Annotated in this window: 22 protein-coding genes; 10 read left to right on the plus strand and 12 right to left on the minus strand. The window is 33.7% G+C overall.

Going from position 1 to position 26,180, the window contains the following annotated elements:
• Positions 1–40 precede the first annotated feature (40 nt).
• The 3 genes from B0M43_RS02975 to B0M43_RS02985 form a co-directional block, all read right to left on the minus strand.
• The gene (locus B0M43_RS02975) at positions 41–727 is read right to left on the minus strand and encodes a zinc metallopeptidase (RefSeq protein ID WP_078006896.1); all 687 of its coding nucleotides are present in this window, start codon (positions 725–727) and stop codon (positions 41–43) included.
• A 96-nt stretch (positions 728–823) separates the two neighbouring features.
• Entirely contained in the window at positions 824–1,459 is a 636-nt protein-coding gene (locus B0M43_RS02980) for a response regulator transcription factor (protein ID WP_078006895.1), read from the minus strand.
• A gap of 1 nt (position 1,460) precedes the next feature.
• Positions 1,461–3,461: a sensor histidine kinase gene (locus tag B0M43_RS02985; protein ID WP_078006894.1), complete on the minus strand. Its 2,001-nt coding sequence runs from the start codon at positions 3,459–3,461 to the stop codon at positions 1,461–1,463.
• 165 nt (positions 3,462–3,626) lie between these two features.
• On the opposite strand from B0M43_RS02985, the gene B0M43_RS02990 reads away from it, so the two are divergent.
• Positions 3,627–4,025 (plus strand): MmpS family transport accessory protein, encoded by a 399-nt coding sequence (locus B0M43_RS02990; RefSeq protein ID WP_078006893.1) that lies wholly within the window; start codon positions 3,627–3,629, stop codon positions 4,023–4,025.
• A gap of 64 nt (positions 4,026–4,089) precedes the next feature.
• On the opposite strand, the gene B0M43_RS02995 is transcribed toward B0M43_RS02990, so the two are convergent.
• The 4 genes from B0M43_RS02995 to B0M43_RS03010 all read right to left on the minus strand — a co-directional run bounded on the left by B0M43_RS02995 (position 4,090) and on the right by B0M43_RS03010 (position 9,326).
• Complete coding sequence (locus B0M43_RS02995) at positions 4,090–4,683, minus strand: hypothetical protein (RefSeq protein ID WP_078006892.1); 594 nt, start codon at positions 4,681–4,683, stop codon at positions 4,090–4,092.
• Positions 4,670–5,143: an RNA polymerase sigma factor gene (locus B0M43_RS03000; protein WP_078006891.1), complete on the minus strand. Its 474-nt coding sequence runs from the start codon at positions 5,141–5,143 to the stop codon at positions 4,670–4,672. Before B0M43_RS03000 ends, B0M43_RS02995 begins: the two co-directional genes overlap by 14 nt.
• A gap of 3 nt (positions 5,144–5,146) precedes the next feature.
• Positions 5,147–5,995, minus strand: coding sequence for an alpha/beta fold hydrolase (locus B0M43_RS03005; RefSeq protein WP_078006890.1), 849 nt, complete (start codon positions 5,993–5,995; stop codon positions 5,147–5,149).
• Positions 5,996–6,317: 322 nt separating this feature from the next.
• A complete protein-coding gene (locus B0M43_RS03010) occupies positions 6,318–9,326 on the minus strand; it encodes a leucine--tRNA ligase (RefSeq protein ID WP_078006889.1) in 3,009 nt (1,002 codons plus the stop codon).
• Between the two features lie 319 nt (positions 9,327–9,645).
• Between B0M43_RS03010 and B0M43_RS03015 the strand changes: the two genes are divergently transcribed.
• The 5 genes from B0M43_RS03015 (at position 9,646) to truB (ending at position 13,297) form a co-directional block, all read left to right on the plus strand.
• A complete protein-coding gene (locus B0M43_RS03015; RefSeq protein WP_078006888.1) occupies positions 9,646–9,993 on the plus strand; it encodes a winged helix-turn-helix domain-containing protein in 348 nt (115 codons plus the stop codon).
• Positions 9,994–10,504: 511 nt separating this feature from the next.
• On the plus strand, positions 10,505–11,380 hold the full coding sequence (locus B0M43_RS03020; protein ID WP_065448618.1) for an ABC transporter permease: 876 nt from the start codon (positions 10,505–10,507) through the stop codon (positions 11,378–11,380).
• Positions 11,381–11,460: 80 nt separating this feature from the next.
• A complete protein-coding gene (locus tag B0M43_RS03025; protein WP_065448619.1) occupies positions 11,461–11,718 on the plus strand; it encodes a DUF3098 domain-containing protein in 258 nt (85 codons plus the stop codon).
• Between the two features lie 86 nt (positions 11,719–11,804).
• Complete coding sequence (locus B0M43_RS03030; protein WP_065448620.1) at positions 11,805–12,602, plus strand: undecaprenyl-diphosphate phosphatase; 798 nt, start codon at positions 11,805–11,807, stop codon at positions 12,600–12,602.
• Complete coding sequence (gene truB / locus B0M43_RS03035; RefSeq protein ID WP_078006887.1) at positions 12,602–13,297, plus strand: tRNA pseudouridine(55) synthase TruB; 696 nt, start codon at positions 12,602–12,604, stop codon at positions 13,295–13,297. The genes B0M43_RS03030 and truB overlap by 1 nt, the downstream gene beginning before the upstream one ends.
• Before the next feature lie 369 nt (positions 13,298–13,666).
• On the opposite strand, the gene B0M43_RS03040 is transcribed toward truB, so the two are convergent.
• Positions 13,667–14,284 carry a thioredoxin family protein gene (locus tag B0M43_RS03040; RefSeq protein WP_065448622.1) on the minus strand — a complete coding sequence of 206 codons (618 nt, stop codon included), beginning with the start codon at positions 14,282–14,284 and terminating at the stop codon, positions 13,667–13,669.
• 189 nt (positions 14,285–14,473) lie between these two features.
• Between B0M43_RS03040 and pyrH the strand changes: the two genes are divergently transcribed.
• The 3 genes from pyrH (at position 14,474) to B0M43_RS03055 (ending at position 18,431) form a co-directional block, all read left to right on the plus strand.
• Positions 14,474–15,181, plus strand: coding sequence for a UMP kinase (pyrH, locus tag B0M43_RS03045; RefSeq protein ID WP_065448795.1), 708 nt, complete (start codon positions 14,474–14,476; stop codon positions 15,179–15,181).
• A 76-nt stretch (positions 15,182–15,257) separates the two neighbouring features.
• Entirely contained in the window at positions 15,258–15,821 is a 564-nt protein-coding gene (frr, locus tag B0M43_RS03050; RefSeq protein WP_065448796.1) for a ribosome recycling factor, read from the plus strand.
• A 117-nt stretch (positions 15,822–15,938) separates the two neighbouring features.
• A complete protein-coding gene (locus tag B0M43_RS03055; protein WP_078006886.1) occupies positions 15,939–18,431 on the plus strand; it encodes a DUF5686 family protein in 2,493 nt (830 codons plus the stop codon).
• Between the two features lie 413 nt (positions 18,432–18,844).
• On the opposite strand, the gene B0M43_RS03060 is transcribed toward B0M43_RS03055, so the two are convergent.
• The 4 genes from B0M43_RS03060 to B0M43_RS03075 all read right to left on the minus strand — a co-directional run bounded on the left by B0M43_RS03060 (position 18,845) and on the right by B0M43_RS03075 (position 23,269).
• Positions 18,845–21,115 carry a cation:proton antiporter gene (locus tag B0M43_RS03060; RefSeq protein ID WP_078006885.1) on the minus strand — a complete coding sequence of 757 codons (2,271 nt, stop codon included), beginning with the start codon at positions 21,113–21,115 and terminating at the stop codon, positions 18,845–18,847.
• Between the two features lie 114 nt (positions 21,116–21,229).
• The gene (locus B0M43_RS03065) at positions 21,230–21,949 is read right to left on the minus strand and encodes a LytTR family DNA-binding domain-containing protein (protein WP_078006884.1); all 720 of its coding nucleotides are present in this window, start codon (positions 21,947–21,949) and stop codon (positions 21,230–21,232) included.
• The gene (locus B0M43_RS03070) at positions 21,912–22,673 is read right to left on the minus strand and encodes a sensor histidine kinase (protein WP_078006883.1); all 762 of its coding nucleotides are present in this window, start codon (positions 22,671–22,673) and stop codon (positions 21,912–21,914) included. The genes B0M43_RS03065 and B0M43_RS03070 overlap by 38 nt, the downstream gene beginning before the upstream one ends.
• A gap of 266 nt (positions 22,674–22,939) precedes the next feature.
• The gene (locus B0M43_RS03075; protein WP_065448629.1) at positions 22,940–23,269 is read right to left on the minus strand and encodes a multidrug efflux SMR transporter; all 330 of its coding nucleotides are present in this window, start codon (positions 23,267–23,269) and stop codon (positions 22,940–22,942) included.
• A gap of 179 nt (positions 23,270–23,448) precedes the next feature.
• Between B0M43_RS03075 and B0M43_RS03080 the strand changes: the two genes are divergently transcribed.
• Entirely contained in the window at positions 23,449–25,815 is a 2,367-nt protein-coding gene (locus B0M43_RS03080; protein ID WP_078006882.1) for an RND family transporter, read from the plus strand.
• Positions 25,816–26,180: the final 365 nt, after the last annotated feature.

The raw sequence follows: 26,180 nt of genomic DNA on the forward strand, positions 1-26,180 counted from the left end.
ATATCATTATCTCATTATCTCATTTCCTAATGATCTCATTTTAATTCCTTCTGCTTCCGGAATAAATCGAGATATAGTACAACAGCGTTGCAATAGAACCAATTGCAGCAACTACATAAGTTCTTGCAGCCCATTTTAAGGCATCTTTTGCAACGGCCTGCTCTTCCTGTGTCAGCATATGTTTATTTTCTAACCAGGCAAGTGCTCTGTTACTCGCATCGTATTCTACAGGCAAAGTTATGATGGTAAACAATGTTGTCGCGGCAAAAATCACGATTCCTACCAATAGTAATTGCGGAAAAGTCCTGATCATTAAAATTCCGGCCAGCAAAATCCATTGCACATAGTTTGATGCAATACTAACGACTGGCACCAGTTTAGAACGCAGAGTCAGCCATTCGTAACCTATAGAATGCTGAACTGCGTGACCACATTCGTGCGCCGCAACAGCCGCTGCAGCCGCATTACGATGATTGTAAACTGCCTCGCTTAAATTTACTGTTTTATCTGATGGATTATAATGATCTGTTAATTGTCCCGGAGTCGAGATCACACGAACATCTGTGATTCCGTTATCAGCCAGCATTTTTTCGGCAATCTCGGCACCACTCATTCCGTTTCTTAATTGTATTTTCGAGTATAATTCAAACTTACTTTTGAGCTTTGAACTCACTAACCAGCTGAACAACATAATTGCTCCAGCAATAATTAAATATCCACTTCCCATATTTTTACTTTTATTTGATTGATTATTAAAGTTACAAAAGAAACTGCAATTTCTGAACCAAATTAAAAAAATGTCATTTTGGCATTCAGCTATCCATTAATTCAGTAAGTTATTCTTAATCAGAAATGCAATTAGTTCTGCCACATTTTTAGTTTTATATTTTTGTAGAATATTACGCCTATGCGTTTGCACCGTTAGAAAACTCAAAAACAATTCATCGGCAATTTCCTGGGTCGATTTGCCTTTTGAAAGTAATAATGTAATGTCTTTTTCCCTGCGACTTAAACTCGGAATATGCTCAAAATCATCAGACAAAGGCTGACTTATAATCGTTTTAACCTCATCGCTAAATACAATTTCACCTTCGATCGCTTTATCAATACAATTTTTAAATTCATCAAACGAAGCGCTTTTTAGCACGTAACCGTTTCCGCCATTCTGAATAAATTGCATCACCAGACTTCTTTCAGACTGACTGCTCATCCCGATGATAATTATCTGCGGATATTTTTGCTTGATTGTTTTACAAAGATCAACACCATTAATTACGGGCAAAAAAATATCCATTAAAATTAAATCGACCTGATTTTCCTCGATATAATCAACAAGCTTTACACCAGATTGTAATTTTTCGACGATCTCGACCGTTTCAAAATCCGACAACAAACCTGAAATTCCTGATATCACAATAGGATGATCATCTACTATTACCGTTTTATATACTTTATCCATGTTATGCTGTTTCGTTTTTTACTTTCAATTCAATATAAGCCGAAGTTCCTTTGTTTACTTCACTTTCAATTTCTAATTTTCCTTTCAGGATTTCGACACGATTTTTAATATTTCTCAACCCCATTCCATTGTTGTTTTTATCCATAATATCAAAACCAACTCCGTTATCTTCGACTGTAATAAAAAAAGTATCTTTATTTTGAGAACAGGAAACCAGTATTAGGGATGCATCTGCGTATTTTAAAGCATTATTCAACAATTCCTGAATGATCCTGTAAATTACAATTTCGTAATTCTTTGGTAAATTTGGTTTTTGGATCAAATACTGAAATTCAATTTGAGTTTTGGCATTTGAATTTGCCATGCATAAATCCCGCAAAGCATGTTCTAAACTCAGTTTAAGCAAACTCTCCGGCATTAAATTCTGAGAAATATTTCTTAATTCCTTGATCGATTTGTCGAGCAAGTTATTTACTTCCGCAGCACTTAATGCATTTTCTTTCTCAGCCAGTTTCAGATGAATTTTAAGTCCGGAAAGCATACTACCCAACCCGTCATGTAAATCTCTGGCAATTCTTTTTCTTTCTACTTCCTCGCCTTCAATGAGAGCATTAGAAACCGACAATTTCTGTTGGTCTTCAAGCGAAGTCAATTCCTGTTCGTGATTAATTTCTTTTTGAATGCTTAGTTTTTTCTGATTATTGTTTAAGATCCACAAGAACAAAACTATTAGAAACAGGAGCACCGACAATACTGCAAACAAAATAGTATTCAGTCGATTGTTATTAACCAACAAAGCTGCTTTTTCGTTTTGCGATTGCAGCAGATTTATCTTTTTTTCATTTTCGGCTTTTTTATATTTTGCTTCGAGTTCTACAATTTCACTTTTAAACTTAGTATCATTCAGACTATCATTGATCCTGTTCGATTTATTGGCATAGAAATAAGCCTTGTCATAATTTTTAGTCGCATTATAAACTTCAGACAGCTTGTTATAATAATTTTTCTGATCGACAATAAAAGGTGTTTTCTCTAAAAGATATTCCAGATTCGCTTTGGCCTTTTCATAATTTTTTAATTTAAAATTTACTTCGTACTCCGCATATTTCAGCCTGTTTAATGCAATTTGATTTTGATGTTTTTCTGCCGATTTAATTCCTTTTTCGTAACTCTCTAAAGCAATTGTGTTTTTATTTTGTTTCGAATAATATAATCCTTCAGCATAAAAATAAGAATCGTTTAAGTTCGACTCAGGGAAATTTTTTAATGTCGAAAATGCCTTATCGAGTACTTTTTTGGCGTCATAAAAATGACGTAATTCTACCAGGTTTTCGGCATTAATAATATAAGTTTCCATTCTTGACTCGGCAAGCGTTGGCGATTTTTTAATAGCCCTTTCAATATACATCTGGGCTTCACTTAAATATTCGCTTGCTTTTTCACGCTCATTATTATTCATAAAAATAATCGCAACAGCTTTATACAAACCACTTATAAGTTCATAATCACGACTTTTTTTGGCAACAGGAATAGCTTCATTAATTAGCAGTTTCATATAAAGCTTTTCATTATTCTTTCGTTGCTGCATGATTCCATAATTCTGCAGGATAATTGCCCTGATTCGAAATGCTTCGGTATTATAATACTTTTTTAGTTTATTATTCCCATCAAGTAATGCTTTTTCAAAACCATCAGCATCACCTTTTTCTAAAAAACTATATGAATTATAAAATATCCCTGCATCGTTTAAGAACGGATATTTGCTTTTTAGTTTATTGGCCTGCTCTAAATATTCTTTTGATTTTTTAGCATCCTGAACCATCAAATACAGCTTAGACAACTTAAAGCTATACAAACATTTAATACTATCTGACTTTGTGTTTTTAGTGATTTTAGCAATACTGTCTATATAAACCGAATCATCATCAAGAGAAAGAATTACCTGCGAATGCGAAACAGCAGATAAAAATAGAAAAAGTGTAAATAAGTAGATTTTCGTCATAACGTGGTATTTATTCAAAAATATCAAATAAAAAAATGTTTAAAAAGAAATCCTATCACTTTTACCTGATATCAGGTAATGCAAAATGCATTTTATCAGGTATTGTCATCTCATTCATAAGCATCTAATTTTGTTTTAAATGAATGTTAACTAATAAACTATATTATGAAATCAGTTTTAAAAACTTTAGCGATTGTATTCACTCTTGCTTTTACAGCAGGATCTTGCAGCAGCGACGACAATAATGACTCAGCACCTGTTTCAAGAGATGTAAAATATGAGCTAACCGGAAATTTTTCAGGAGAACTTAGTACAATTTATTTTGATAAGGGTGGAAATCCATTAAATGAGGACGTTACCACCTTACCTTGGACAAAAGAAATCACCGTTGATGCAGGTGTTAATGGTATAACAGCCAGCGCAAGTGGTTATGGCGGAGTTAAAGATCAAACCCTAACTGCCAAAATTTATGTTGGCGGTAAAGTAGTAAAAGAATCGACTGCAAAAGCAAACAATGACGGAATCATCGTTGTAACTCTTGTGCCTTATGCTTTCCCACTATAAGTTTTAGGTGGAATTTTTATTTTAATTTTGGAAAAAAGAAGCTTCGTATATTACGAAGCTTTTTTTATCCTTCTAATTGATGGTTTATCTCTTCAAATTTCTCAATCAGATGATTAATCTTAGTTTCCTGTTTTTTAATTTGCTTTGGACGAATATAAAACCAGTTCAATGCGATCCATAACAAAGTGATGCCGTAAGTAATCAAAGCATAGAAAACAGTCATTCTTGATGCATATTCATACATATACAAGCAGATTCCTACCAGTAGCAAAATAAAATACCAGCTTAATATTTTGGATTGCATGTATTGCTGTTTTTTTCTAATCGAAATTAACTGCTGCAAATATTCCTGATTGGTTTGTGTTGAATCGATATTTTTATAAGTACCCAGTAATCTGTTGTAAACACCAACATACATTACCATTGCCAAAATCGCTAAAATGATTCCAATTTTTGTCGAAATAAATTCAGGCTGATAGTGGTACCATACAAAAATTATAAAGGCACTTGTTGCAGTAAGTAAGATATTAGTTCTCCACAAAGATCTTAAACTTGACTTTTTAAATTGTTTTAACCTTGCCAATATATCTTCTATATTGGGCTGATTTACGGCTTGTTTCTTCCATAAATCTTTAAAATCTATATTATTGTTGTCCATTTTCTTTAAATTTTTGAGTCAGTTTTTCTTTTATCCTATAGATTCGTACTCTCGTATTGGCTTCAGACAGCCCGACAATTTTGGCAATTTCTGTTTGTTTTACATCTTCTAACTCCAGCGAGATAATAATACGGTCTGTTTCCGGCAATTCGGCAATACATTTGTACAAAAACTGAATTTGTGGTTCTATTGAAGTCTGTTTTTCCTCAGTAAGATGATGTGGCAAATCTGATTTTGGGAAACGTTTTTCTTTTTCAATCTGCCTTAAACAATTATTAGACGCGATTCTAAAAATCCAGGTTCCTATACCCGATTCATTTCTAAAAGTTTCCAGCTTTTGCCAGACAATAATAAAAGTTTCCTGAGCCAAATCCTGCGCAACATCGTAATCGTTCACGAAACCCATACAAAGCCTGAATATCCTGTCCCAATACGTTTTATAAATAGTTTCAAATTCCATTTATTACGATTTTATAAAATTGCTGATCTGAGTTAAATACCATGTTGTATCATCATACATGATAAAATGCAATCCTTTGTTGGCATATTGAAAATTAGCAGTTTTTAAATTTTTATATTGCCCTTCAATTGCAGGTTTTAAATTTACAAAATAAGATTCCAGTAAAATTAATGACGGACATTTTATAGCTGCAATTTTATCTCTCAAATCAGTATTAGAAAAATCACAATACATTTCGGCAAAAGTTTTACGGTCTGATTTTACACTCCAATCGACCACCATTTCCAGTTTTGAAGTATTTTCAAGAAGTCTTGGCATCGTTTTTTTCTGCATATCATAAAATTGAGTGTCAGACAATGCGGTCATTTGACTTACCATAGTTGAACAGTCATTATTTTCTTTTGATTTGAATGAAGGATCCATCAACGCGCCTAAACATGGTAATGCGTCGACCACAATAATTTTGCTAATTAATTCAGGATAATCTGCAGCAATTGCCAATGCTAATCCGCCGCCCATACTATGACCAACAACAATTGGTTTCTCTATTTTATTTGCTTTTATATAATTAACGATTTCATCTTCCCAATTTTTAAAAGAAGGATTTGGCTGGGGTTTTACTCCTGCAAAACCTGCCATTGTAAAAGTGTAACAGGTAAAATCTTTTTCGAAAGTTGCTTTGGTTTCATTCCAGACATCTCCTGAAGAAGCAAATCCCGGAATAAATAAAATAGCTTGTTTTCCTTTTCCGGTTTTAATAACCTCAAACGGATATTGTTTTGTTTGTGCAAATACATTTAAACACAATGCTGAAAATAAAAGGGCGATAACCAGAATGATATACTTTTTCATTTTTAATAATTTTAAGTTGTTAAATGATTTAATTCGCCCTTTGGATACGAGAAGTTTTAAAATGTTACAGATTTTTTGAAAAAAAAATAAATTTCAATATTTTAAAATTTCAAATTCCAATGTTTATGAGGTAAATTCCAAGTATAAAAATGTCAAATTCCAATTTGAATAAGATGAAGTTTTGCCACGAATTACACGAATTTTCACGAATTGAATTTGTGTTAATTTATGTAATTCGTGGCGGAAAAATAAGCGCAAAAAAATCCAAATCCCAATCGTAAAATTGGAATTTGGAATTTTAAATATTGGAATTTTAAAATTATTAACCTACCAGGTTAATGATTTTCCCGGGAACAATAATCACTTTATTTGGTGTTTTACCATCTAATTGTTTTAATGTTCTTTCGTCTTTCATGATGATTCCTTCGATTTGTTCTTTGGTTAAATCCAAAGGCAATTCGATCGTGAAACGCATTTTTCCGTTGAAAGAAACAGGGTATTCTTTATTCGTTTCGACCAAATGTTTCGCCTCAAAAACAGGGAAAGCAACTGTTGCAATTGACGTTTTATGTCCTAATTGCGACCATAATTCCTCAGCAATATGCGGTGCATAAGGCGAAACCAAAATAGCTAATGGTTCTAAAATCGCTCTTGAGTGACAATTTTGAGTTGACAATTCGTTTACACAAATCATAAACTGAGAAACAGAAGTGTTAAAAGAGAAACTCTCGATATCTTCCGCTACTTTCTTGATCGTTTTGTGTAATGATTTTAAGTTGTCTTTTGTTGGTTCGTCGTTGTTTACGATTAAACCTTTATTCTCATCAAAATACAATCTCCATAATTTTTTCAAGAAACCAAATACGCCTGAAATTCCGGCAGTATTCCAAGGTTTTGCTTGCTCTAACGGACCTAAAAACATTTCGTACAAACGTAATGTATCGGCACCGTATTCATTGCAAATATCATCTGGAGTCACTACATTGTATTTCGATTTCGACATTTTTTCGACTTCACGGCCAACAATGTATTTTCCTTTATCATCAGTTACAAATATTGAATTTTTATATTCTTCTCTAGAATTCTTAAATTTTTCAATATCTAATTCATCAGAAGAATTTACAATTGAAACATCAACATGAGAATAATTTATAGGAGTAATTAAATTCAATTCTTCTCTGTCTAATCTTTCTAATAAATCAGAATTAATATCATTCTTCACTATATTTCTCAATGATTCATCATTTCCAGAAAGAACATTATTATATACTTCCTTAGAAATAAAAATCATTTTCTTGTCAATAATTACTTCTTTACTATTTTTATTAATCAATGAATAATAAGTATAATAAACAAAAGCACTAGTTCCCAAAATCATTCCCTGATTGATCAGTTTTTTGAATGGTTCTTCAGTTGGAGCAAAACCTTTGTCTTTTAAGAATTTGTTCCAGAAACGAGAATACAATAAATGTCCGGTTGCGTGTTCGCTTCCTCCAATATATAAATCTACGCTTTCCCAATATTTTAATGCTTCCGCGGAAGCGAATCTATCTTCGTTATGTGCATCCATATAACGCATCCAATACCATGAACTTCCCGCCCAACCTGGCATGGTGTTCAATTCAAGAGGGAAAATTTCGAAATTATCAACCAAATCAGTATTAACAACTTCATTGTTTTTAGTGTCCCAAGCCCAGATTGTGGCGTTTCCTAACGGAGGCAAACCATCTTCGGTTGGCAAATATTTTTCTACTTCTGGCAAAATAATAGGCAAATGTTCTGCAGCAATCATCTTCGGCAATCCGTTTACATAATAAACAGGAAAAGGCTCTCCCCAATAACGCTGACGGGAGAAAACAGCATCACGCAAACGGTAATTTGTTTTTCCGGTTCCCTGACCTATTTTTTCTAATTCAGCAATTGCTTTTTGAGTTGCCTCTTTATAATTTAATCCGTTTAAGAAATCAGAATTGGCGATTTCAACATTGTCTTTAGATCCGTAAGCTACTTCAGAAATATCAACGTTTGCGAAGATATTCTTGATTTCCTGCATTCCGTTTTGACCTTTAAAGAAATTAGCAAAAGCATAATCTCTTTCGTCCCCACAAGGAACCGCCATTACAGCACCAGTTCCGTAACCTGCCAAAACATAATCACCAATCCAAACCGGAATTGGCTCTTTTGTAAAAGGATGTTCAGCGTAAGCTCCGGTAAATACTCCAGAAATCGTTTTTACATCGGCCATACGTTCACGTTCTGAACGCTTTGCTGTTTTTTCGATATAGGCTTCAACAGCATTTTTTTGATCTGCCGTTACGATTTTAGCTACCAAATCATGTTCTGGCGCCAAGGTCATAAAAGTTACTCCAAAAATGGTATCAGGACGTGTTGTGAAAACGTCTATTACTTCATCGTGATTTTTTACATTGAAAGAAACCATTGCACCAACAGATTTCCCGATCCAGTTTCTTTGCGATTCTTTTATCGATTCACTCCAGTCAATATCATTTAAACCTTGCAACAAACGCTCTGCATAGGCAGAAATTCGCATGCTCCATTGTGTCATTTTTTTACGAATAACCGGATATCCGCCACGTTCCGAAACTCCGTTTACAATTTCATCATTTGCCAAAACAGTTCCTAAACCAGGACACCAGTTTACTTCCGTTTCTGCCAAATATGTCATTCTGTATTGCAAAAGGATTTTTTCTTTTTGATCTTCAGTATACGAATTCCATTCTGCTGCGGTAAAAATTGCCACATTATCATCGCAAACGGCTTCGACCAAAACATTTCCTTCTTCTTCAAAAACTTTTACAAGCTCTGAAATATCAAATGCTTTTCCTTGTTTTCTGCAATACCACGAATTGAATAATTGGATAAAAATCCATTGTGTATGTTTATAATAATCAGGATTTGACGTACGAACTTCCCGGCTCCAGTCAAACGAAAAACCAATTTTATCCAATTGTTTTCTGTATCCTGCAATTTGTTTTCCTTCTTTATCTACTCCTCCATCAATATTTACGCGCGTCGTATCTTCAGGACGTTGTCCGGTTTGTATCGCGTATTGCTCTGCCGGCAAACCAAAACTATCGTAACCCATTGGGTGCAAAACATTGAAACCCTGATGTCTTTTGAAACGAGAATAAACATCTGAAGCAATATAACCCAGCGGATGCCCTACGTGCAATCCGGCTCCAGATGGATAAGGAAACATGTCCAGAACATAATGCTTTGGCTTTTCAGAATTGTTTGATGCAGCAAAAGTTTGGTTTTCAGCCCAATATTTCTGCCATTTTTCTTCGATTTCGTTTGGATTGTATTTCATTCTAAGTGACTAAGATTCTAAGTTACTAAGGTTCTAAGGCTTTTCACTAAATTAATTATTGGCGCAAATTTACATTTATTGTCGTTTGTACCAAAGCTATTTCGTTGACAAACAAATAAAATAACAAAATACGTATTTTTAATTAAGTAAAAATACGTGATTTTGTACTTTTGTATTTAGGATAATATCATTTTTTGCTAAAACAATTGCGAAGCAATAAAGTTCCGTAGGAAAGACCCATATTATAGGGTTGGACTTCAGTCCAGTTTAAAATAAAGAATAATAATGCCTATTTTTGAATAGCATTAAAAAAATCAAAATGGCTGACAGCAAAAAATACAAAGTTGAAGTTCGGGTTTGGATTGAAGAAAATGAAGGAGCTTTTCTTGGAATTGGAAAAATTTGGTTATTAGAAAACATTCGAAAAACCGGCTCAATTACCAATGCTGCTAAAGAAATGAAAATGGCCTATCGCCAGGCCTGGCAATTGGTAGAAGAAATGAATCAGCGTGCCGAAAGTCCTTTGGTCGAAAAACTTCTGGGCGGAAAAGGAGGCGGCGGTGCAAGACTTACCGAAGCCGGAGAAAAAGCCATTACTGTTTTCTACGAAATTGAAAAACGCATTAAGGATTTCGCTCTAAAAGAAACCCAAAATTTAAAATTTTAAAACTCATTATTTGTTTTAAAATTACCTTTAAAAACGCAAAGAATTAAAGCCTCGCGAACTTTTCGGTTATTATTTTTAGAAAATAGCAGCAAAACGTAAACCGCGTTTTCAACTGTGAGAATAAGCACAAATAAACCGCACAATAAAATTATTGTAAATCAAATCCGTTTTTATTCGTGTTTTCATCAAGTAAATCTGTTTTGCCCGCATTAAAATTAGACGCTGATTTACTGATTCGCTAAAGCGAAAACGCTGATAAAAACGGATTTTCAAATTACTTTCTTGACTTAATAGTATTGACCTCTAGATCGTGGCTTTGCGGGATGAAAACAGAAAAAGCTTTGCTGCCGAAGCTTCGGGATTGCGTAAAACTTGACGCACTTTGTGATTAAATAAACTTTTTATTCAACATCTAATTGTACATTTATGGTACTAAAGTTAAAACTTTGATCGTTATTAACTTCAAATAAAGAAATTCTTTATTATTTTTACCACATAATTTAAGCAAACTATGAGTTCTAACTTTGATAAATTTCAAAAGCGCAGGTTAATTTCCTCTTATTTTTCGGTTGTATTAAGTGTATTTCTGGTTTTATTCCTTTTAGGAGTACTGGGATTATTCATTATCAATTCTAAAAAACTGGCCAATGATTTTAAAGAAAAAATTGCTATGACAGTTTTCTTTAAAAACGAAGCCAATGATAGCGTGATAAAAGCATTCGATACCGAATTGAAAAGAGCGCCTTTCGCAAGATCTTATGTTTATGTTACCAAAGACAAAGCAGCAAAAGAGCATACTGATATTATTGGAGAAGATTTCCTGACCTTTTTAGGAGAAAATCCTTTATTAAACTCATACGACATTCACTTAAAAGCTGATTATGTCGAGAGAGACAGTATTGTGCAAATTGAAAGCAAATTACGCAAAAACACTATGATTGAAGACATTGTTTACGACAAACAATTGGTAAATCTGGTAAACGACAACATCAAAAAAGTAAGTATGTGGATTTTGATTATCAGCGGTTTTCTTGCTGTAATCGCTGTCTTATTAATCAATAGTTCTTTACGCTTATCGATTCATTCTAATCGATTCATTATTAAAACCATGCAAATGGTGGGCGCTACAAAATCGTTTATTCGTAAACCTTTTGTAACCCGTAGTGTAAAATTAGGAATGTTAGGTGCTGGATTGGCTATAATTGCCTTAATTGGGGTTTTATTTTATGTAGAAACCAATTTTCCCGGTTTAGGAATTTTAGAAGATAAAGTATTAATCGGATTGGTATTATTAGCTGTTTTTGGGCTGGGTATTTTAATAACCTGGGTAAGTACGCATTTTGCAACTCAACGTTTCCTGAATTTAAGAACAGACGACCTTTACTAAAAAAGTATTCAGTCACAGTTTTAAGTCTACAGTAAAAATAAATAGTCTTTGACTTCAATCAGAGAGACAAAAAAATAAAAATGAAAAACAATAACAATACAGAACAACAACAGCCGCAAAAACAAGAATTCCTTTTTGAAGGTATTAACTATAAAATTCTATTAATTGGAATTGGCGTTATTGCCCTTGGTTTTATATTAATGTCTGGCGGAGGAAGTAAAGATCCTAACATTTTTAATGAAGATGTTTTTAACTTTAGACGTATTCGTTTAGCTCCAACAACTGTTTTAATTGGTTTTGGAATTGCAGTTTATTCTATTTTTAAAAAATCTAAGTAGACTCCTTAGACTTCAGACCTCTTAGATTGTTAGATTCATCTTATCTAAGAAGTCTAATATTCTAACAATCTAACATTCTAAATTTAATGAATACATTACAAGCTATTATTCTTGCCATAATTGAAGGAATCACAGAATTTTTACCTGTTTCTTCAACCGGCCACATGATTATTGCCTCTTCTTTTTTCGGAATTGCCCATGAAGATTTTACTAAATTATTCACCATTGTCATTCAGCTTGGTGCCATACTTTCTGTAGTTGTTTTATATTTCAAACGGTTCTTTCAGACACTTGATTTTTATTTTAAACTTTTGGTTGCATTTATTCCGGCTGTAGTTTTAGGATTATTACTAAGTGATTTTATCGATGGTTTATTAGAAAATCCGGTTACGGTTGCGGTTTCACTTTTAATAGGAGGATTAATTTTATTAAAAGTTGACGAATGGTTCAATAACCCAAATACTTCCGAAACTTCAAAAGAAATCACGTATTTGCAAGCTTTTAAAATCGGAATGTTTCAATGTTTGGCTATGATTCCGGGAGTTTCACGAAGCGGAGCCAGTATTGTTGGTGGTATGTCTCAAAAACTATCCAGAACAACAGCTGCCGAATTCTCATTCTTTTTGGCCGTACCAACGATGTTAGGCGCAACAGCAAAAAAATGTTACGATTATTATAAAGCAGGATTCGAATTATCTCACGATCAGGTTAATTTATTGGTTATAGGAAATGTTGTTGCTTTTATTGTCGCACTTTTAGCGATTAAAACTTTTATTGGTTTTTTGACTAAAAACGGCTTTAAAGTTTTTGGTTATTATCGAATAATTGCCGGAATCGCTTTATTACTGATTCACTTTTTCATTCATCCTCTTACCATTATCTAATGACGCCTGAAGATTATTTAAACGGACAAATTTTATTGATAGACAAACCTTTAAAATGGAGTTCGTTTCAAGCTGTCAATAAATTAAAATACCTTTTGATCAATAAAGTCGGACTTCCTAAAAAGTTCAAAATTGGTCATGCCGGAACTTTAGATCCTTTGGCAACCGGATTATTATTGATCTGCACTGGAAAATTCACTAAAAGAATTACCGAATTGCAGGGTCAGGCCAAAGAATATACCGGAACTTTTTACATCGGAGCCACTACTCCATCGTATGATCTTGAAACCGAAATCGACGAAACATATTCAACTTCACATATTGACGAAGCTTTGATTCATGAAACCGTAAAACAATTTTTAGGTGAAATCGATCAAAAACCACCTATTTTTTCTGCTATTAAAAAAGATGGCGTTCGTTTGTACGAACATGCACGCGCAGGAGAAACCATAGAAATTGAAAGTAGAAAAACGACCATTCACGAATTTGAAATCACAAGAATTGCTTTACCTGAAATCGATTTTAGAATCGTTTGCAGCAAAGGAACCTACATTAGATCTATAGCTTATGATTTTGGAAAAGCTATGCATTCAGGATCACATTTAACTGTTTTACGTCGTACAAAAATTGGAGACTACGATGTAAAAGATGCGATTGATGTTACTTTATTTGAAGAAAGCCTTAATTTAGAATAAAACAGAAAGCACATTACAAATGAAACCATCGTAATGTGCCAACTCCTAAAATAATTCTATTTCATAGGGTGCTTTTTTTGGAGTTAATAATTACATACATTTTTTCCTCCAAACAATACACCTGAAACAAAATCATAAAATCTTTCGAATAACTTTTTCATAATAGTGCATTTTTTAATTGTTAAACATTAAATAAACACCAATAAAAAGAGTAAATCAGAAAATAAATAATAGAAGTGGGATGATGTTACTAAAGTACAAAACTTTTAAAACAAAAAAAACATTTTACTACATTTTTTAAAAGCTACCGCATTTAATTTCAATACATTACAAAACAAAATCCCGTTTTTAGTGCCACAATAAATCCAACTACAAGCGATTATATTTAATATCTTCTGTAATTTGCATGAGTTCTTCCTGAACCGAAATTCCTTTATCTGCCAAATACCACAATTGCAGATCCGTTTTTATTTTTTCGTCGATTACACCAAATTCTTTTTTATAGTTCGCCATTAATTCAGATGCTGCTTTTGGTCGGGGTCCCCAATTGGCGCGGACAATTCCTGCTTCTTTACAAATTACAATAACTTTCGGAATTGCTTTTCCGCCATTCGTAAGATATTGGCTCATTAATTCCTCATTTTCGTCACGCAACACAATTCTAAGATCGATTTTTTTATTCGATGCCAAAGCCATTTTATTAATTATAGGAAGTATTTGAGCTGCATCACCGCACCAGCCTTCAGAAATTACAAGCCAAATATATCTATGATCCAGGTTTTCTAATTTTGAAATAACTTCATCTGTAAGTTTGATCGTTTTATCTAAGCGATTCATTCTGGCATCGTTCAGTTTACTATAATTGGTTAAACTTTCAGATTGTTCGCTACCGGTTGATTGTCCGTTGACTAATAAATCACTAACCAATTTGCGATATTCAGCATAAGTATGACTCTTAAATAATGCCTTAGCGATAATGTTTTTCATATTTGTTTATTTTTTGAATTGCATAAAATTACAAATTTCAAGAAGATTCAAAGAATGACTTTTATCACATTCAAAAAAATCCTGAAAACTCCCTATAAATTTAAAAGTAAAAGAACTATTAATTTTTTGAAAACATTATTTTTAAAAATGAGAATATGTCTATATTTGCACAAATTAACGCAACAACACATGAAATATAAAAGAATTCTTCTAAAACTGAGTGGCGAAGCCTTGATGGGTGATTTACAATATGGTATTGACCCGAAAAGATTAGCCGAATATGCTGACGAAATTAAGCAAATTCATAGTAAAGGGGTAGAAATTGCTATTGTTATTGGAGGAGGAAATATTTTTAGAGGCGTTGCAGGTGCAAGTGCTGGTATGGATAGAGTACAAGGTGATTACATGGGAATGCTGGCTACTGTGATAAACGGAATGGCATTACAAGGCGCTCTTGAAGACAAAGGAATGAAAACCCGTTTGCAAACTGCCTTAAAAATGGAGTCTATTGCAGAACCTTATATTAAAAGAAGAGCAGACCGTCATCTTGAAAAAGGAAGAATTGTAATTTTTGGAGCCGGAACCGGAAATCCTTATTTTACAACTGATACTGCAGCTGTTTTAAGAGGTATCGAAATCAATGCAGATGTCATCTTAAAAGGAACCCGTGTTGATGGTGTTTACGATTCTGATCCGGAAAAAAATGCATCAGCAGTAAAATTTGATATGATCTCGTTTGATGACGTTCTTAAAAAAGGATTAAACGTAATGGATACAACAGCTTTTACATTAAGTCAGGAGAACAAATTGCCAATCGTTGTTTTTGATATGAACAAAATTGGAAATTTATTAAAAATCTGTGAAGGCGAAAACATAGGAACTGTAGTAAATATATAGTCATCAGTAACAGTTTACAGTCGCAATTGCCGACCTGAACTGAAAACTGAGAATGAAAACTGAAAACTTAAAAAAAATGACTGAAGAAATAGAATTTATATTAGATAGTACTGAAGAATCAATGAATGGTTCGATTGCGCATTTAGAGAAAGAATTTCTTAACATTCGTGCAGGAAAAGCTTCTCCGGCAATGCTAGGAAGCGTTTTTGTAGATTACTACGGATCAGCAACACCACTTTCGCAAGTGTCTAAAATTAGTGTTCCTGATGCAAGAACAATTACATTACAGCCTTTTGAAAAAAACATGTTACAAGTAATCGAAAAAGCAATTATGATTGCTAATATCGGTTTCAACCCAATGAACAATGGTGATGTTATCATTATCAGCGTTCCGCCTTTGACAGAAGAGCGTCGTAGAGATTTGGCCAAACAGGCAAAATCTGAAGCTGAAGATGCCAAAATTGGTGTGCGTAATGTGCGTAAAGATGCTAATACTGATATCAAAAAATTAGAAAAAGAAGGAACTTCTGAAGACATTTGTAAATCTGCCGAAGAACAAGTTCAGAATCTAACTAACACTTATATCAAAAAAATAGATGAACTTTTGGTTGCAAAAGAAGCCGAAATCATGAAAGTATAATGATATTATCACAAAATAAAAATCCGTTTAGTTAAATTCTACTAGACGGATTTTTTTTATTGCTATTTTTGCATACCAAAAATTACATTTTGTTCGTTTGAAACTATAATATTCTCTATGAAGCTATTCTGTTTATTGACTTTGTTTTTCACGCTTACTATTCAGGCGCAATTTCAAATAAACGGAATTGTAACAGACTCCAACAACAAACCGCTTCCTTTTGCAACCATAACAACTCCAGACAACATCAATACAATTACTGACGTTGACGGGAAGTTTATTTTTACACCTTCTGAAAAGGCAAATACATTTTCGGTTTCCTATATCGGCTTTCAAACCAAAATTATCTCGATTACAGAAAAAAGATACTATTCAGTTTCGCTTTCTCAAAAAACCGACGATTTAAAAGAAGTTATTATTTCTAATGAAAATCCGGCGTTAACCATCATAAAGAAAGTAATCGCCAATAAAAACAAAAACAATCCACAAAAAAAACTGAGCAGTTTTGAGTACAAAAGCTACAATAAACTTATTGTAACGGCCAATCCTGATTCTATAGATGGCAGAATCGATTCTACAGCAGCTTATAAGGATTTCGATAAAAAACGCATCAATGTTGATTCATCCGATTATAAATTCAAGGAAATAATAACCAAACAGCACTTGTTTCAAACCGAAAAAGTCTCACAATATCAGTTTGCAAATAACAAGCTAAAAGAAACCATTCTGGGCACCAAAATGGCAGGATTCAAAAATCCTATTTATGAAGTTATTGCTTTCAACTTGCAATCGATATCGATTTACGACAATAAATATGAGCTATTTGAAACCAAATACGAAAATCCAATTTCGAATACGGCACCGTCAGCTTACAATTATAAATTACTTGATACTGTAAACATAAAAGGCCGCGAAACCTATATGATTTACTTTAAAAACAAACAAAAAAGAAAAGCATCAGGATTAGAAGGCGTTCTATATATTGATCAGGAGAACTTTGCCATAGCTAAAGCTGTAATGCGTATAAAAGGTGTTCTTGATATTAGCGGAATTCACGAATTTGAATATGTACCCAATGAAAAAGTATGGTTTCAGAGCAATACGACTTTTAAAATCGTAAAAGGGAAAAACGATGATGACATCAAGATTCTGGGCGGAACAATTCAGTTTGACGGAGATGTAGAGGATAATTTTGAACAAAGAAAAAAATCAGCTTCAGATTTTACCTATCTGCTATCTGAAAGTAATAATTTCGACGTTCATTACAATACCAGTCCGCCAATAAAAAATCCGTCACTTTATATTGAAATTAAAGACGATGCCAGCAAAAAACCTGAAGCATTCTGGAATCAGTACCGAAAAGAAGCCTTAGACTTAAAAGGACAAAAAACATATCAATTGATAGACAGCCTTTCGATCAAGAAAAGAATCGAAAACCGCTTAGGTTTTGGCCGAAAAATTATCAATGGTTATATCCCAATTGGCCCTGTTGATCTTGATCTGAAAAAAATTATCAGTTATAATAATTATGAAGGTTTTCGCCTTGGTCTTGGCGGAATCACGAACGATCGTTTTTCTAAAAATTTCAGAATCGAAGGCTACTCTGCTTACGGGACAAAAGATGGCGAAGTTAAATACAGTTTAGGAACCGGAGTTTTACTCAACAAGAGTACCAATACGTGGGTAAACGCGTATTATACAGATGATGTGCGCGAAATTGCAAGTACCGTTTTTGCCGTTGATAAGCGTGTTTTTAAAATTTATGATCCTCGCCCAATCAATATTAGCACATTTTATCAATATACTGCATGGAAAGCGAATGTTCAGTCTAAAATTATTCCAAAAACCGAAGCTGTTTTCGAATTAGCCCGAACTGATGTTGTGCCTCAGTTTGATTATATGTTTAATTACGGCGGAAAATTATATTCGAGTTACGTTATGACAACTGCCATGGTTTCTATTGTTTGGGCACCATTTAGCAACTTTATGCAAACACCAACCGGAAGAAACGAATCGGAAAAAAGATTTCCAAGATTTACTTTTCAGTACACACAATCCTTACCTGATGTTTTAGGAAATGATTTTTCTTTTGGCAAAATCGATTTCAAAACCGAGTATGAAAAAAATTACCTGAACGGTCAAAAAACAAGTTTACTTTTACAAGGAGGTTACGCAATTGGCGATGTGCCGCTTACGCATTTGTACAACACAATGCCTAATAATTTAACCAAAGAAACCGTTATCCAGCGTATTACTTTTGCTGGCCGAAACAGTTTTGAAACCATGTACTTTAATGAATTTTTCTCGAGCCAATACATCTTTTTCCAAATCAAACATGGTTTTGACCGAATCAGAATCCTTAAAAAAGTTCGTCCCTCTTTAGTTTTAGTAACCAGAATGGCTTGGGGAAATATGGAAAATCCTCAACAACACGTTGGTCCAACCTACAAAACATTAGACAAAGGTTTCTTCGAATCCGGAATCGAACTCAACAAGATTTACAAAGGTTTTGGTTTAGGTGGTTTTTATCGCTACGGTCCAAATCAGTTGCTGAAATTTGAGGATAATATTGCCGTTAAAATTTCTTATGTTTTAGACTTAGGATTGTAATTTTTAAACTCCAATTTTTTAAATTGCTTCGCCTGTTTACTAAAGCTCAAGTCAAAATTCCAATTATACATATAGTTTGTCATCTCGGCCGGCGGGAGAGATCACACTCGAAACTCCGCACAAAATATCGCTAATCTTTGTCGAGCAACGAGCGAAGATAATTCCTATGTAAGGATGACAAGATTGTCGTCAATCTTTGTCGAGCTCCGAGTGTGATCTCTCCCTTCGGTCGAGATGACAAAAAATGCGAATAACAAAACAAAAAAATCCGTATAAATCCGCGTTTTCGCACGAGCGAATCCGTGTCATCCGCGTGCCATCTCGCAATCCTGAGAATATTCCAAAAAAAAATCCCAAACCCAATCATAAAAATTGGAATTTGGAATTTTCAAAATTATTGGAATTTAAAACCCTTATGGTTTCAAAATCAAAACCGAAGGCGTATTATTCAGCCATGTACTTTGAGATTCTATTAGTTTTTTCCAGCTGTCTAAACTAATGATCATTAAATTCTGGTTTTCTAAAAACTCTTTTTTAATAGTTCTGTCGTGCATAATCATAATATGATTGGGTGCAATTTGCTCAATCGAACGAATTGTTTCCTGAATATCCCTGGTATTTTTTACTTCACCGCTCGCATCGAGAACCGTAATCTGAGATCCGTTATTGTTAATTAATTTCTTGGCATATTCAATTAAAAAAGAATCTTCTTTAGTAAAAATAGGCATGAAAACCTGATTCACTTCTTCCAGTTCTTTATCAATAAAAATACCAACCGGCATTTTACTTTTTGCAATAATATGGCGTGTTCTTTCGTCGAAAGGAGAATTTTCGAACAAACCTTCTTTTCCTGTAAACTTATCAATCAAACGATCCGGATTTACGATTCGGGTAGTAAAACCAAGAATTTTACCCAGCAAAGTTCCATCAAAAATAGACTGACCTAAACCCACTAATAATAAATCATATTCGCCTTGGTTTGCCGTATCAATAATATCTGTATCAATATCATTGGTTACTTTAAAAACACTCACCATGTTTTGATTCAAACGTTCTGATTCTTCGATTACCGGAACTAACATTTTACGTTCGTGATCCTTGATGTCAAACGAATGTATCTCGGTACTTAATGATAAATGCATCGCCGTTACAATCGAATTATCACCTTGTTTCTTCACCAGACTATTAGCAAGTTTCAATAATTTTTTCCCTTTTTCAGGAGTTGCAAAAGAAAGCAAAATTTTGAATTTGCTTTTATTACCAATTTCCTGAGGAACTGCCTTGACCTTATCTTTAAAAATAAATCCTATAAAATCTAAAGCCGGACCCGTCATAAAAGTAGTTACTAAAGCCATAATAACCATCATGGTAAAAATTTCTGTAGATAATACTCCTAGATCGTAGCCAATATTTAAAACCACAAGCTCCATTAAACCACGAGTATTCATTAATGCCCCGATTGCTAAACTGTCTTTCCAGCTTTGCCCTACAAATTTGGCAGCAAAAGCACTTCCTAAGAATTTCCCGGCTACGGCAACTGCTATAATTACAGCTGTCACTTTCCATAGATAAGGGTCGTTTAACAAACCTATTTGAGTACGTAAACCGGTGAACACAAAGAACAATGGCAATAAAACAATGATCGCAACATCTTCGACTTTTTCGATAAAAATATTTCGGAATTTATTATTTTCAGGCATAATCGCTCCTGCTAAAAAAGCACCAAACAAAGCGTGAATTCCGATTAACTCAGAAGCATAAGCAGAGAATAAAAGCGTAATAAAGAAAATAGCAACAACAGGTTTATTCAAGCTTTCGCGAGTTGAATTTAAATCCCCAACCCTTTTCAGGAACGGACGAACTATTTTGAGCATGATAATAACATATAAAATAGCCAAACCAATTACGTATAAAGAACTTGTAAACGAACCTGCTTTTACAATTGCAATTACAACAGCCAGAATACACCAGGCTGTAATATCATCGGCCGCAGCACAAGTTATAGCTATAGTCCCCAGTTTTGTTTTTTGCATGCCTCGCTCCTGCACGATTCTGGCCAATACCGGAAACGCCGTAATACTCATGGCGATTCCCATAAACAAACCAAACGATGCAAACTCAACACCAACCGGAGCAAAAGTATGGTAGATAAAATAAGCTAATGAAAGACCCAGAGCAAAAGGGATAACAATACTGGCGTGACTTATAACTACAGCATCATGAGCTTTATTTTTTAATACTTTCAAATCCAATTCCATCCCGATAACGAACATGAAAAGGATCAAACCAATCTGACTTAAGAATTGTAAATTCCCTAAAGATTCTTTTGGAAACAATGCTGCAGAGAACTCAGGAAAGTACATTCCGACCAAAGAGGGCCCTAAAACAATACCTGCAATCATTTCGCCAATTACAGATGGCTGCCCTATTTTTCTAAAAACCCATCCAAACAAACGTGCTACTAAAATAATCGTAACGATTTGTGCCAATAAAATAGCCAATGGATGTTTTAAATTATCTATCATTGAATCGAGAAAATCATTCCAATGATTGCTTTCGATTTGTTTGTGTACGATTCCGCGCCCCACTTCGAGTGCAGCACCTTTTGAAATTACCCAATATATCAAGGCAGTGAATCCGCCAATAACAGTAACGTAAAATAAGGAGTTTTTAATATTATTCATAACTCGTTTTTTTGATTTTAATGGTGCAAATATCAGCACTGAGAATTAAGTGATAAAGCAATTTTAAACCTAATTTTCAATGTATGTAACAAGTCGGAAAAACTTTGTAATAAGTTATATTTTTACCTTTTTCAAAAAGTCAGAACGATAGGTTTCGCTGAGAATTAAGGTACTGTTTTTATCATTTTTCTCTAAATGATGCAGTATAATTTCGTTATGATTAAAAAATTTAATGGCTTTTACCGCTACAATTTCTTTCTTGTTTACGCGGCAAAAATCGGCATCGGGCAATTCGTTTAAAAGTGTATCAAATTTTACATTTTTCAAGTTTAGAAAACTTCCGTCAATAAGCAAAACTGTTTTATCCCGGCTATCACTAACAGCCGTTTTGATGTACACGATCTGATTAAAATACAATAAAGTTTTACCTTTATCTGTATTTAACTGAATAAACTTTTTAGCCGCATCCGGTTTATGAAAACGCTCAAAAGCTTTTGAGATCGCTTTTTCTAAACGTTCCAGTTTTACTGGTTTTGTGATATAATCTACTGCATCAATATTAAAAGCATCAGCAGCATAATCTTTATAGGCGGTACAAAAAATTACTAATTTATTGTCTAGCATTTCTGCCAGATGCAAACCGTCAATTCCGGGCATTTCGATATCTGATATTAATAGATCAAAATCGAGATTCGGAATATCGGCAAGAAGTTTCTCCGGATTATTATACGTTTTTACAATTTCGACTTCGTGAATTTGCTCGCAAAGCATTTTTAAGTACGTTAATCCCGGTAACTCATCGTCCAGCAGCAAGCATTTCAGTTTTGTATTCAAGTAAATCTATTTTAAGATGAGCTATATAAACATCGTTTTCTACAAACTTATCGAGTTTGAAGTTGTTTTTATAAATAATACGCAAGCGGTGTTCTAAAGTCGCGTGACCAAAACCGCTTCGTTCTTTTTTTAATACTTTTTTATCAGAGATTTTATTCGAAACCGTCATAAAAAAAGCATTATCCCTAAACTCAAAAACTACCGAAATAAAAGCATCAGCACTTTGCAAATCAGCATGTTTAAAGGCATTTTCGATTAAATCGATAGAAATTAATGGTGCCAATAAAGGCTGATCGTATAATTTATCTTCTTTATTGATATTGGTTTTAATCTTCAACTCAAAAAGCGGACTGATCTTGATTTTGTTGATTTCGATTAAATTCAAGGCAAAATCAATTTCCTCTTTTGCGGTGACAAACTTCTTTTTACTTTCGTATAGAATATAATCCAGAACATTCGCCAGTTTATCTAAAGCAAAATACGTTTGATACGCATGCGACTGAATCGAGTTCAAAATATTCTTAAACAAATGCGGATTCAGTTTTGATTCTAAAGTTTCTAACTGCAAATCATTCACTTTCATTTCGAGCGCATAAAAACTTTTCTCAGCATCATCTTTTGCTTTTTTAAACTGCATCAATTGATACATCAAAAAACAAATGATGACGATAAGTAATAAAAGAATCGCCAGAAATATAAAAGTGATGGTATTGTTTTCTTGCATGTTTATGTAAAGTTAAAACGTTTTTTTTTGCCCACGGGTTTTACGGATTGAACGGATTTACACAGATTTTATTTTTATAGTATTTAATTCTATCTGCGTAAATCTGTTAATCTTTACAATCTGCGGCTGTTTTTTTCGCCACGAATTGCACCAATAAGCACGAATTATGATATCTGCAAAATCTGCGAGAACTTTTTTTATTATTTAACCAAAATTAATTTATCCGCGTAAATCTGTTAAATCCGTAAAACCCGTGAGCCAACTTTCTAATGACTAGAAACAAACTTCAACCCAATAATTGAAGCAATCAAAGTCGAAAGAAAAAATATTCTCCAGAAAGTTGCCGGTTCTTTAAAAATTAAAATCCCCACTAAAACAGTTCCAACGGCGCCAACTCCTGTCCAAACGGCATAAGCGGTTCCTATAGGCAAAACTTGCGTGGCTTTATACAATAATATCATACTGATCGAAAGGCAAACAAAAAAACCAACCATCCAATATGTGGAGATCATTCCTGTTGTTTCTTTGGCTTTGCCTAAACAAGAAGCAAACCCTACTTCAAATAGTCCGGCAATTATTAATAAAATCCAGTTCATTTTCGTCTCATTTTTAAATTACGTACAAATATGAGAAAAGCTGATCATTAAAACACAAAAAGAGAGAAATATATCACAAACGTCAAGTGCGTATTTTGTGTTAACATTAAGTAAAATACAAGCGATTATTTATGATTTAGAGCTCTTTTCACTACATTTGCATCCATTTTAAAGAATTTATGAAAAACGCTGTACAAGTTGGATTTTGGGAAAAACTAGCCCGAATCATACTTAAGAACCGAATTATAATACTAGTAATCCTATCTGCTTTAACGATTTTCCTTGGTTATCAATGGAAAAACCTTTCTATGACTTATACCGAAGCGAATTTGCTTCCTAAAGATCATATCGTAAACAAACAATACCAACAGTTTCTAGATAAATTTGGTGAAGAGGGAAATTTGGTAGTAATCGGGTTTCAGGATCCGAAATTTTTTACCCCTAAAAATTATGCGGCCTGGAATGAATTAATGACGGGTTTAAAAAATTCTAAAGAGGTAGATTTGGTCGTTTCACTTAATGATTTAAAGAAACTGGAAAAAGATACTGTTAACGAAAAATTTGTTCTAACACCTTTTATTGATCAAAAAAAAGCACTTGACCCTGAATACTTAAAAAAGGTACAATATGATTTGTTTCACAACTTGCCTTTTTACGAAGGATTATTGTTTAATAAACAAAGTGGTAGTATTCGTTCAGCAATTTACATTAATAAAGCACTTGTAAATACACCAGAAAGAAAGACTTTTATCCTTGAAAACCTGGTTCCGAAAATCGATAAATTCGAAAAAACTACCGGGGTTGATTTGAAAGTTTCAGGAATGCCGTACATCAGAACGATTAATGCGGACAACATGAAAGGTGAAATCGGACTTTTTATTGGAGCGGCGTTATTTACAGTTTCTTTGATTTTCTTTTTCTTTTTCCGTTCGTTCAGAGCGACTTTTATTTCGATTTGTATCTTAATAATTGGTGTAATTTGGTCTTTCGGGACACTTGGATTATTTCATTATAAAATCACGATTCTAACGGCAATTATTCCGCCATTAATTATCGTTATCGGGATTACGAATTGTATTTTCCTGATTAATAAATACCAGCAGGAAATAAAACTGCATAACAATCAGGCAAAGGCTTTACAGCGTATTATTTCGAAAATTGGAGTTTCGACTTTGATGACGAATTTAACCACAGCAATAGGTTTTGCAACGTTTATGATTACGGGTAATGATTTGCTTTTTGAATTTGGGTTGGTGACTTCGATCAACGTAATTTCGGTTTATTTGCTGACGCTTTTAATTGTGCCAATTGTATACAGTTTTATGTCGATTCCGGGCGAAAGACATTTGTATCACTTAAACAAAACCTACATTTCGACTTTATTGAATTTTGTTGAAAATGTGGTAAAAAACAAACGAAAAGTAATTTATACCATTTACGGTTTGCTTTTGGTTTTTAGTGTAATTGGGGTTTCACAAATGAAAGTTTCGGGAAGCTTGATTGGTGAAATGCCAAAAAGTGCTTCATTTTATAAAGACATTTTATTCTACGAAAAAGAATTCAACGGTGTAATGCCACTTGAAATAATGATTAATACCAAACATAAAAAAGGTGTTATGAAATTATCGACGATGAAAAAAATGGATGAATTGCAAAACACAATTGCTGAACTTCCTGAATTATCGAAACCAGTTTCTGTAGTGAATCTGGTTAAATATTCTAAACAGGCTTTCTATAATGGAAATCCGGAATATTACCAATTACCAACTTCGCAGGAACAGACGTTTATTTTATCGTATGCAAAAAATGCGACAAAAAATAGCAAAGACAACTTAATGAAATCGTACGTAGATTCGACTGGACAATATGCCCGAATCACGACTTTCATGAAAGATATTGGAACTCAGGAAATGGCAAGAGTAGAGAAAAAATTACGCTCAAAAATTGCTGAAATTTTTCCCGAAGATCGTTACGAAGTGACTCTGACAGGAAAAGCATTGGTTTTCCAGAAAGGAACATCGTATTTGGTCGACAACTTAATCGAGTCATTGATTTTTGCAATTTTAGTAATTGCAGGATTAATGTTGTACTTATTCAGATCGTTCAAAATGGTAATGGCATCTGTAATTACGAATATTTTACCACTTTGTATCACGTCCGGATTAATGGGTTATTTCGGGATTCCGTTAAAACCTTCTACGATTTTGGTATTTAGTATTGCGTTCGGTATTTCGGTCGATAATGCGATTCAGTTTATGGCGAAATACAAACATGATTTAATTCAGAGTAATGGAAAAGTCAAAAAATCTGTTTTTAGTGCTTTGAAAGAAACAGGAATCAGTACTTTTTATACTTCGGTAGTTTTGATCTTGGGATTTGCTACTTTCACGCTTTCAAGCTTTAGCGGCACAATCGCTCTTGGTGGATTAATTTCTTGTACTTTGGCGTTTGCAATGTTTGCCAATTTATTGGTTTTACCTGCTTTGGTTTTGACTTTTGAGAAGAAAAAGGCTAAGAAAGAGGATTTGGAGGGATTAGAGAATTAGATTTCTTTTCGCCACGAATTCACGAATTAAACATATCATCTTTGTCAATGTTTAAAACTTTGACAAAGTTTTCACACACAATCTTGTCATTCCGAGGAACGAGGAAACCCCGTGAGAAGCTCGCCAAGGATTGACGATTTTGATTGTAGAGTTACTTGCGGGGATTCCTCGTTCCTCGGAATGACAAAAAAAAGTGAGATACAAAAATTATAAAGCAGCAGTTACGCGCTTTTGAAAACGATTGCCCTAGCCCCGATAACAGCGGTATCCTTTTTCTTGCTCCTTTAGCAATAAAAAGATATAGCGGATAGCGGGAAACAGCTTCAAAAATTAATTATTATCGTTTATATTTGCAACTCGATATA

Source organism: Flavobacterium sp. KBS0721, from assembly GCF_002007065.3.
Classification (GTDB): domain Bacteria; phylum Bacteroidota; class Bacteroidia; order Flavobacteriales; family Flavobacteriaceae; genus Flavobacterium; species Flavobacterium piscis.